Origin of the sequence: Jatrophihabitans sp., assembly GCF_051960575.1 — a bacterium.
Classification (GTDB): Bacteria; Actinomycetota; Actinomycetes; order Mycobacteriales; family Jatrophihabitantaceae; genus JBQCEE01.
The window spans coordinates 1-7,458 of record NZ_JBQCEE010000400.1 but is presented as its reverse complement, the minus strand read 5'-3'; the positions used below and the strand labels follow the sequence as shown (position 1 = coordinate 7,458).

The following is a 7,458-nucleotide window of genomic DNA, read 5'->3' as shown; positions in this document are numbered from 1 at the left end:
AGAAGCGCCCCGCCCAGTCGAAGAAGCGTCGCTGACCGACTGGCCACGATCCCGGCGCCGCGCCCGCGGCGTCCTCCCCGGCACGGGCCCCGCGCCCGTCGGCCGGCCGACCGAAAGGCAGCACCGGTGACCGATACCGACACCACCGCCGACGCGACCGCGGACGAGACCGCCGGCGGCGAGCCGTCCGAGGGCGGCGAGCGCGGCAACAGCCTGCTCGTCCGCGAGGGCGACATCGCGGCCGACTACCTCGAGCGCCTGCTCGACATCGTCGACTACGACGGCGACATCGACCTCGACGTCGAGAACGACCGGGCCGTCGTGGCCATCGTCGGCGGCGACCTGAAGGCCCTCGTCGGCCCCCGCGGCGAGGTGCTCGACGCGCTCCAGGAGCTCACCCGCCTCGCCGTCCAGCAGCAGACCGGCGTGCGCAGCCGGCTCATGCTCGACGTCTCCGGCCACCGCGCGCAGCGGCGTCAGACGCTCACCACGCTCGCCGCGGACACCGCGCAGCGCGTGCTCGACAACGGCGAGCCGGTGCGCCTGTCGCCGATGAACCCGTTCGAGCGCAAGGTCGTGCACGACGCGATCGCGGGCATCGACGGCGTCACCAGCGAGTCCGAGGGCGAGGAACCGAACCGCCGGGTCGTCGTCCTGCGCGCCCAGTAGTCCACCTCAGCCGCCCTGCCGCTGCCGACCGTGACCGAGTCCGAGGACAGCAGCACCCTGCCCCCCGCGCCGCCGGTGGCCGTCGACGTCTTCGCCGACGTGCTGCCGGCGGCGCAGCAGTTCGCGCACCTGCTCGCGACCGCGGGGGTCGAGCGCGGCCTCATCGGCCCCCGCGAGGTGTCGCGGTTGTGGGACCGCCACCAGCTCAACTGCGCGGTGCTCGGCGAGCTCGTCCCCGCCGACGCCCGCGTCGTCGACGTCGGGTCCGGTGCCGGGTTGCCGGGCCTACCGCTCGCCCTGGCGCGTCCCGACCTTCGCGTCGTGCTCGTCGAACCACTCCTGCGGCGCGCCACCTTCCTGCACGAGGCGGTCGACGCGCTCGGCCTGGCCGACCGGGTCGAGGTCGTGCGCGGTCGCGCCGAGGAACCTGCGGTGGCGCGCGCTGTCGCGCCCAGCCACTGGGTGACCGCCCGTGCGGTGGCGCCGCTCGACCGGCTGCTGACCTGGTGCCGTCCGTTGCTCGCGCCGGGTGCGACCTTGCTCGCGATGAAGGGCGCTTCGGTGTGGGAAGAGCTGGAACAGCACCGTGCCGCCTTACGATCCGGAGGAGTCGAGTCGTGGTCCGTCGAGACCATCGGCGCCCGGCTCCCCGACCCCACCTGGGTCGCGGTTCTTCGGATGAGCACGGAGCAGTCAGTTCATGAGCGACAGCAGCGCGGGAACCAGCACCAGCGTCGGTCTCGTCGACGTTCCACGTGAAACACGCGGCGCCTCGGTTCCACGTGAAACGGTGTTCGGCGACCTGTCGGGGAACCCGATCGGCCGTGCCGCGGCGCGGGCAGTGCTCATGCGCAACCTTCGGATCGACGAGGAGTGGCCCCGGCCTGCCGCGCCCCGCGTCCTGACGGTCGCGAACCAGAAGGGCGGCGTCGGCAAGACGACCACCGCCGTGAACATCGCGGCCGCGCTCGCGCTGCACGGGTTGCGCGTCCTGCTCGTCGATCTCGACCCACAGGGCAACGCCAGCACGGCGCTCGGCGTCGACCACCCGGTCGGGACCCCGTCGACGTACGACGTGCTGCTCGGCGGCGAGTCGCTGGATGCCGTCGCCGCGACCGCCCCGTTCTCGGAGAACCTCCGCTGCGTGCCCGCGACGCTCGACCTGGCCGGCGCGGACATCGAGCTGACCGTCGCCGAACGCCGCGAGCACCGGCTCGCCGACGCCGTGGCCACCTACCTCGCCGAGGGGCCGGGCGTCGACTACATCCTCATCGACTGCCCGCCGTCGCTCGGCCTGCTGACGCTGAACGCCCTCGTCGCCGGCCGCGAGGTGCTCATCCCGATCCAGTGCGAGTACTACGCGCTCGAGGGCCTGGCCCAGTTGCTGAACACCGTCGAACTCGTCAAGGCGCATCTGAACCCGGTGCTCGACGTCTCGACGGTGCTGCTCACCATGCACGACGGCCGTACGAGACTCGCCGACCAGGTCGGCGAGGAGGTGCGCAACCACTTCGCCGAGAAGGTGCTCACGCCGGTCATCCCGCGCAACGTCCGGGTGTCCGAGGCGCCCGGTTACGGGCAGACGGTCATCACCTACGATGCGGGCTCGAGGGGTGCGGTCGGGTATCTGCAGGCCGCGCGGGAACTGGCCGAGCGCGGCGCCGAAGGAGCACGGGGATGAGCGGACGCACGGGCATGGGTGGTCTCGGACGCGGTCTCGGTGCCCTGATCCCGACCGCACCGCCGCGGCCGACGGCCGACGCCCCGGCCGACACGGCACCCGACGGTGCCGCCGCCAGGACGACCGACCGCCAAGGGACGGCGACCGGGACCGCCGTCATGAACCGGCCGGCCAGCGACGCGTTCTGGACGGCGCTCGACCAGCCGGCCGACGGCACGGCCGACCTCGCCCCGGTCGAGGGCGCCAGCTTCGCCGAACTGCCCGTCGACGAGATCCACCCCAACGCCAAGCAGCCGCGCCAGGTCTTCGACGAGGACGCCCTGCACGAGCTGACCCACTCGATCCGGGCCTTCGGCGTGCTGCAGCCCGTCGTCGTGCGGGCCGACCCGGCCGGCGGCTACGAGCTCGTCATGGGTGAACGGCGCCTGCGCGCAGCCGCCGCGGCGGGACTGACGCACATCCCGGCGATCGTCCGCACCAACGCCGACGATGCGATGCTGCGCGACGCCCTGCTCGAGAACATCCACCGGGCGCAGCTCAACCCGCTGGAGGAGGCCAACGCCTACCAGCAGCTGCTCGAGGAGTTCGGCGCGACCCACGAGGAACTGGCGCACCGCATCGGGCGCAGCCGGCCGCACATCTCGAACACCATCCGGCTGCTGAACCTCTCGCTGCCCGTCCAGCGCCGGGTCGCCGCCGGCGTGCTCTCGGCCGGCCACGCGCGTGCCCTGCTCGGCCTCGACGACCAGGACGCCCAGGACGAGCTGGCCGCGCGCATCGTGGCCGAGGGGCTGTCCGTGCGGGCGACCGAGGAGCTCGTCGCGCTGGCGCAGCGCGGGCACGGCGCGAGCCGGCCCGCCAGGCGCGGCGCCGGCACCCGGCTCGACGTGCCCGGGTCGGAGGAGATCGCCGAGCGCCTGTCGGACGTCTTCGAGACCAGGGTGCGCGTCGAGCTGGGCCGCTCGAAGGGCCGCATCACCGTCGAGTTCGCCTCGGCCGAGGACCTGCAGCGGATCCTCGCGGTCATGCAGCCCGGATCGACGGCGTCGCCGGCCCAGGGTTGACCTACCCCCCGGCGCGATCCGGGGCGACATAACGAACGACCTCGGCGAGGGGTCGTCGGCCCCGGTTGAGTGATGGCGAGCGGACGTCAGGGGCGGGCCAGCCGAGGCTCACCACCCCGACCGGGACGAGTGACGGTTCCACGTGGAACGTGGCGAACACCGCGTCCACCCGGTCGGCCGGGATGCCGAAGAAGCAGGCGCCCAACCCGGCATCGTGCGCCGCCAGCAGCAGGAGCATCGCCGCCATGCCGGTGTCGACGGTCCAGTACGGCACCGGCCAGTGCGCCTCGTCCCGATCGGTCCAGCCCTTGTCCGGCTCGGCGTACCGGTCGAGGTACGCGTCCTTGTCGGCCAGGCAGAGCACGAGCGCCGGGGCGGTGCGCATGCGGCGCAGCCAAGCGTCCGGCTCGCCGTCGGCGGTGGCCGCCCAGAACTGCGCACGGGCGTCGGCCGTGTCGAGGACGACGAACTGCCAGCCCTGCGTGTGCCCGGCCGACGGCGCCCGGACGGCGAGGCCGAGCAGGTCGTCGAGCAGCTCGCGCGACACCGGGCGGTCGGGGTCGTAGCTGCGGGTCATGCGGCGCGTGCGGATCGCCTCGCGGAGCTCCATGCGCCCAGTGTGCCGAGGGGCCGGCCGGCCATATTCGGCAGACCGGGCGGGGCCGATGTGGGACCCTGGATCCGTGGACCTCCGGCAATCGCGCAAGCTCGAGAACGTCCTCTACGACATCCGTGGCCCGGTGCTCGAAGAGGCGAAGCGACTCGAGGAGGAGGGGCGTCGCATCATCAAGCTGAACATCGGCAACCCGGCCCCGTTCGGCTTCGAGGCGCCCGAGGAGATCCTCGTCGACGTCATCCGCAACCTGCCGACCGCGCAGGGCTACAGCGACTCGCAGGGCATCCTGTCGGCCCGCACGGCGATCGTGCACCACTACCAGACCCGCGGCATCGACACCGTCGACGTCGACGACATCTGGCTCGGCAACGGCGTCAGCGAACTCATCCAGCTCGCGCTGCAGGCCCTGCTCGACAACGGCGACGAGGTGCTCGTGCCGGCGCCCGACTACCCGCTGTGGACGGCGTCGACCGTGCTCGCCGGTGGCCGCGCGGTGCACTACCTCTGCGACGAGGCCAACGACTGGCTGCCGGACCTCGACGATCTGCGCTCGAAGATCACCGATCGCACCAAGGCGATCGTGGTCATCAACCCGAACAACCCGACCGGTGCGGTGTACCCCGAGAGCGTGCTGCGCGAGATCGCCGGCATCGCCCGGGAACACGACCTTGTCGTCATGGCCGACGAGATCTACGACAAGATCCTCTACGACCAGGCGACGCACACGCCGTTCGCCGCGATCGCCCCGGACCAGCTGACGCTCACCTTCAACGGGCTGTCGAAGGCCTACCGCGTCGCCGGCTTCCGGTCGGGCTGGCTGATGGTGAACGGGCCCAAGCGGCACGCGTCCAGCTATCTCGAGGGTATCCGGCTGCTCGCGAACATGCGGCTCTGCGCGAACGTCCCCGCGCAGCACGCGGTGCAGATCGCGCTCGGCGGCCGGCAGAGCATCCGCGACCTGATCCTGCCCGGCGGGCGCCTGCTCGAGCAGCGCGACGCCGCGGTGGTGGCGCTCGAGAAGATTCCCGGCGTGTCGGTGGTGCGGCCGAAGGGCGCGCTCTACGTCTTCCCGCGGCTCGACCCCGAGGTCTATCGCATCGACGACGACCAGCAGTTCGTGCTCGAGCTGCTGCGCACCAAGCACGTGCTCGTCGTCGCCGGCACGGGGTTCAACTGGCCGCGTCCGGACCACCTGCGCATCGTCACGCTGCCGCGCGCCGACGACCTCACCGAGGCCATCGGCCGCATCGGCGAGTTCCTCGGCCAGTTCTAGCCGGCTCCTGGTCCACACCTGGTGACCACCCGGGTCGGCCGTCCTACGCTGTCAGGCGAAGGTCCGCGGCTCGGCGTCTCGTTCGGGGGTGGTCATGTCGCGTCGGCTGGTGAACGTCACGCTCGACAACCTGTCCGACCTGCCGTCGCCCTGCCGGCAGTGCGTCTACTGGGAGCTCGACCCGGTCTCGGGTGAGCGTGCGCGCGACAGCGGCGACGGCGAGCTCGAGAAGGAGGCGTGGGTCAGCGACACGCTGCTCGAGTGGGGCAGCTGCGGCCAGCTGATCTACGTCGACGGCGTGCCCGCGGGGTACGCGCTCTACGCCCCGCCCGCCTACGTGCCGCGGTCGATCGCCTTCCCGACCTCACCGGTCGCGGCGGACGCGGTGCTGCTCATGACCGCCCGCCTGCTGCCCGAGTTCCGCGGTGGGGGCCTGGGCCGGATGCTGCTGCAGGGCGTCGCCCGCGACCTGACCCGCCGCGGGATGAAGGCGATCGAGGCGTTCGGACGCGTGCCCGGCAACGCGCCGGAGCAGCGCGGCTGGGCGGCCGCACCGCGTCCCTACCGCGATCCCGAGGTCGCCGACTACGGCTGCCTGCTGCCCGCCGAGTACCTGCGCGCCGTCGGCTTCAAGACCGTGCGCCACCACCCGCGCACGCCGCGGCTGCGGCTGGACGTGAAGAGCACCGTGTCGTGGCGCGAGGACGTCGAGTACGCCATCGACCGCCTGCTCGGGTCGCTGCAGGTGCCGGTGCTCTCCCGCTGAGCCTGCGGATCAGCTGGCGACGGCGGGGATGCGCAGGACGCCGGTGGGCGGGTCGTCGGCCGTGGGCAGGTACAGCCGCTGGACGGCGACGAGCAACCCCTCGGCGACGGTGTCGCGGAACAGCGGGTTGGTCAGCATCGGCCGGTCGATCGGCGAGGTGAGGTAGCCGAGCTCGACGCGGACGGCGGGCATGCGCGTGCGGCGCAGCAGCGTCCAGCCCTTGCCGTGGATGCGGTTGTCCTGCATGCCAGTGCGGGCCACCAGCTCGCGCTGGGCGAGGTCGGCGAGCCGCTCGCCGATGTTCGAGCTGCTCTCGTCGCCGCCGGAGTAGTACGCCGCGAGCCCGTGCGGCCGCGGCGACGGGGCGCCGTCGATGTGCAGCGACAGCACCAGGTCGGCGCCGATCTCGTTGGCGAACGCGGCGCGCTCGTCGTCGGTGCGCCGGTTGTAGGGCCCGCGGGTGAGCCAGGTGCGCACGCCGAGCGCCGTGAGCCGGCCCTCGAGCCGGGACGCGATGTCCCAGACGATGCCGGCCTCCGTGAGGGTGCCGTGCATGACGCCGGGGACGACGCCGCCGAGGCCGGGGTCGAGCACGATCCGCTTGCCGAACAACGACGGGCCCGAGTCGGCGACCGCGATCTGCTCGCGCAGCAGCTGCGGCCGGCCGCCGATGACCCGGCGCCCCAGCTGGCGCAGCGCCCGCAGCGTCGCGGGCCCGCAGATGCCGTCGGGCACGAGGCCGTAGTCGTACTGGAATGAGCGCAGGGCCTCGGCGGTGGTGCGGCCGAAGACACCGTCGGCGCGCTGGATGTCGTAGCCGAGTTCGAGCAGCTGGCGCTGCAGGTCGGCGACGTCGTCACCGAGCAGCAGGGCGGTCGGTTCGTGGGCGAGCACGCGGTCGCCGAGCCGCCAGTGCGCCTCGGTCAGCGCGGCGAACGTCTCGGGCCCCACGAAGCCGTCGACCGAGATGCCCCGGCGCTGCTGGAAGTGGCGCACGGCGAGCTCGGTGGCGTCGTCGAAGACGTCCGCGAGGGCGCCGTCGGTGTTGTTGAGCAGGCCCATCGAGGCGAGCATGCTGCGAATCTCGGCGACGACGCTGCCGCGGTCACCACGTCGCACGTTGTGCATGGACAGTCTCAGGCCTCGCTCGTCGGGGGTACTCGTTCGACCCCATTCTGCCCCAGGACCAAGGTCAGCACGCCCAACGGCCCGCTCGCGACGTCCCGGAGGGGTCACGATCCGGTGACGACGAAGGTCCTTGCGGGCTGCGGAACGGACCTGCCCGGACGACGACGGGCGCCCCCCGGGCGGCGGGGGGGCCCTCGTGACGGGGTGCGGGGGGACGCACCCCACGTAGTCGGCGCGCTCCGTGGGGCTCGCGGCCGTCGG

8 protein-coding genes are annotated in these 7,458 nt (G+C 72.8%); 6 read left to right on the top strand and 2 right to left on the bottom strand.

Annotated elements, in window-relative coordinates; genetic code table 11:
- Window positions 1–126 precede the first annotated feature (126 nt).
- From ACTHMS_RS22510 to ACTHMS_RS22495, 4 genes are read left to right on the top strand one after another with little or no spacing between them, the layout of a single operon-like run.
- A complete protein-coding gene (locus ACTHMS_RS22510; protein WP_440308895.1) occupies window positions 127–669 on the top strand; it encodes a Jag family protein in 543 nt (180 codons plus the stop codon).
- 30 nt (window positions 670–699) lie between these two features.
- Window positions 700–1,428 (top strand): 16S rRNA (guanine(527)-N(7))-methyltransferase RsmG, encoded by a 729-nt coding sequence (gene rsmG / locus ACTHMS_RS22505; RefSeq protein ID WP_440308894.1) that lies wholly within the window; start codon window positions 700–702, stop codon window positions 1,426–1,428.
- Window positions 1,370–2,350, top strand: coding sequence for a ParA family protein (locus ACTHMS_RS22500; RefSeq protein WP_440308893.1), 981 nt, complete (start codon window positions 1,370–1,372; stop codon window positions 2,348–2,350). The genes rsmG and ACTHMS_RS22500 overlap by 59 nt, the downstream gene beginning before the upstream one ends.
- Window positions 2,347–3,414 carry a ParB/RepB/Spo0J family partition protein gene (locus tag ACTHMS_RS22495; RefSeq protein ID WP_440308892.1) on the top strand — a complete coding sequence of 356 codons (1,068 nt, stop codon included), beginning with the start codon at window positions 2,347–2,349 and terminating at the stop codon, window positions 3,412–3,414. Before ACTHMS_RS22500 ends, ACTHMS_RS22495 begins: the two co-directional genes overlap by 4 nt.
- Before the next feature lies 1 nt (window position 3,415).
- Here ACTHMS_RS22495 and ACTHMS_RS22490 read toward each other — a convergent pair whose 3' ends face one another.
- Window positions 3,416–4,024, bottom strand: a complete 609-nt coding sequence (locus ACTHMS_RS22490; RefSeq protein ID WP_440308891.1) for a nitroreductase family protein — start codon at window positions 4,022–4,024, stop codon at window positions 3,416–3,418.
- Between the two features lie 55 nt (window positions 4,025–4,079).
- Here ACTHMS_RS22490 and ACTHMS_RS22485 point away from each other — a divergent pair, with 55 nt between their 5' ends.
- Together ACTHMS_RS22485 and ACTHMS_RS22480 are read left to right on the top strand one after the other, a co-directional pair.
- Window positions 4,080–5,303, top strand: coding sequence for a pyridoxal phosphate-dependent aminotransferase (locus ACTHMS_RS22485; RefSeq protein ID WP_440308890.1), 1,224 nt, complete (start codon window positions 4,080–4,082; stop codon window positions 5,301–5,303).
- Window positions 5,304–5,397: 94 nt separating this feature from the next.
- Window positions 5,398–6,069, top strand: coding sequence for a GNAT family N-acetyltransferase (locus ACTHMS_RS22480; protein WP_440308896.1), 672 nt, complete (start codon window positions 5,398–5,400; stop codon window positions 6,067–6,069).
- 9 nt (window positions 6,070–6,078) lie between these two features.
- On the opposite strand, the gene ACTHMS_RS22475 is transcribed toward ACTHMS_RS22480, so the two are convergent.
- Window positions 6,079–7,197, bottom strand: a complete 1,119-nt coding sequence (locus ACTHMS_RS22475) for a peptidoglycan-binding protein (RefSeq protein WP_440308889.1) — start codon at window positions 7,195–7,197, stop codon at window positions 6,079–6,081.
- Between the last annotated feature and the right edge of the window lie 261 nt (window positions 7,198–7,458).

What these genes read in the sequence shown, in the direction of transcription:
- ACTHMS_RS22500 (WP_440308893.1), top strand. Translation starts at nt 1,370, where the DNA reads ATGAGCGACAGCAGCGCGGGAACCAGCACCAGCGTCGGTCTCGTCGAC.
- ACTHMS_RS22495 (WP_440308892.1), top strand. Translation starts at nt 2,347, where the DNA reads ATGAGCGGACGCACGGGCATGGGTGGTCTCGGACGCGGTCTCGGTGCC.
- ACTHMS_RS22490 (WP_440308891.1), bottom strand. Translation starts at nt 4,024, where the DNA reads ATGGAGCTCCGCGAGGCGATCCGCACGCGCCGCATGACCCGCAGCTAC.
- ACTHMS_RS22485 (WP_440308890.1), top strand. Translation starts at nt 4,080, where the DNA reads ATGTGGGACCCTGGATCCGTGGACCTCCGGCAATCGCGCAAGCTCGAG.
- ACTHMS_RS22480 (WP_440308896.1), top strand. Translation starts at nt 5,398, where the DNA reads ATGTCGCGTCGGCTGGTGAACGTCACGCTCGACAACCTGTCCGACCTG.
- ACTHMS_RS22475 (WP_440308889.1), bottom strand. Translation starts at nt 7,197, where the DNA reads ATGCACAACGTGCGACGTGGTGACCGCGGCAGCGTCGTCGCCGAGATT.